Origin of the sequence: Bradyrhizobium hipponense (assembly GCF_008123965.1) — a bacterium.
GTDB classification, from domain to species: domain Bacteria; phylum Pseudomonadota; class Alphaproteobacteria; order Rhizobiales; family Xanthobacteraceae; genus Bradyrhizobium; species Bradyrhizobium hipponense.
In genome coordinates this window covers 1-1,345 of the sequence record NZ_VSTH01000118.1, presented here as the reverse complement: position 1 = coordinate 1,345, position 1,345 = coordinate 1, and the positions used below count along the sequence as shown (strand labels likewise).

The following is a 1,345-nucleotide window of genomic DNA, read 5'->3' as shown; positions in this document are numbered from 1 at the left end:
GCCCATTGGCGCTAAAATAGGATTTGCGCATTGGATTCACTTGTGATTCCAAATTGGGATGGCACACGAATCGCTTGTGAACGAAGACTGGGCGGGTGTTGTCGTCCGGCTTGGTGGGGCGGAGGCCCTCAACGTTAGCGCGCGCGAGACGAAGGCGTTTGTTCGTCCGCGGGGGATCAGGAATGCGGTCGATTTGCTGCGGCTGATCCTGGCGTATTGTCTTGGCGAGCGAGGTCTGCGGTTGACAGCGGCATGGGCAACGTCGGTTGGCCTTGTCGATATCTCCAACGTGGCCTTGCTGTATCGCCTGCGTCACTGCGGAGATTGGCTGACGCAACTGATAGGGCAAGCGCTGGCGAGCGGCGCGCCGCAGGCGAGCCGTGGCCGCCTGATCCGTATTGTTGACGCCACGACGGTCCCCAAGGCCGGGACGGGCGGCAGGAACAAGAACGCGGTGTGGCGTGTCCACAGCGCGTTCGATCTTCCGCGGGAGCGCTTTGGTCACTTCGAGCTGACCGATCAACGAGCGGGCGAGACGCTGGATCGGATACCGGTGATCGCTGGCGAAATCCGTCTTGCCGATCGCGCCTATTTGCAACCGGAGCGCATGGCGCATCTGCTCGATGGCGGTGCGGACTTCGTAATCCGCTCCGGTTGGAAGGGCGCACGTTGGCTTGATGCCAATGGTGATCTGCTTGATCTTACTGCCGAACTGCGCAAGGCCACGACACGCGGCCTGATCGACAGGCCGATTTGGATAAAGCGCAAATCTGGCGCGCCGCCGCTCGCTGTACGTCTGGTTGCCGTCAAGAAGCCGGCGCACGCCGCCGCGACCGCACGACGCAAAGCGCGCCGGACGGCACAGAAGGGAGGCCATCAGCTCTCCAGGCAAACACTCGATGCCGCAGATTGGGTGATATTGGTAACCTCGCTCAAGCCAAAGGAGTTCTCAACGAGTGATGTCCTTGCCCTCTATCGGCTGCGATGGCGCATTGAACTCGGCTTCAAGCGGCTCAAGAGCCTGATTGGCCTGAAGGGACCTCCCGGAACCGATGAGCGGTCCGCCAGACCGCACATCCTTGCCCATCTGTTGATCATTCTATTGCTCGAGCCGCTGCTGGACGAACTCGAGGACTCTCCCCGCTTGGCTCAGGCCGCCTGACCAAGCCCGCAACGTGGCGCCTGCTGCGTCAGCTTGTTCTAACGCTGCGCCAGTCCATCATTCCCCAGCCCACAATCGCTCTCCTCCGCACCGCCAGCTCTGCTCTCCAGCGACATCTACGCGAGCCGCCCAGACGCAAGCGACGCTACCAGGCCATGATCAAACTATTTTAGCGCCAATGGG

The 1,345-nt window shown here is 61.5% G+C and carries 1 protein-coding gene; it reads left to right on the top strand.

From position 1 onward, the window contains the following. Nucleotides 1-58: 58 nt before the first annotated feature. Entirely contained in the window at nt 59-1,162 is a 1,104-nt protein-coding gene (locus FXV83_RS30450; protein ID WP_148743279.1) for a transposase, read from the top strand. Nucleotides 1,163-1,345 lie beyond the last annotated feature (183 nt).

Excerpts from the sequence above, each read along its gene's own strand:
- FXV83_RS30450 (WP_148743279.1), top strand. The coding sequence starts at position 59 with ATGGCACACGAATCGCTTGTGAACGAAGACTGGGCGGGTGTTGTCGTC.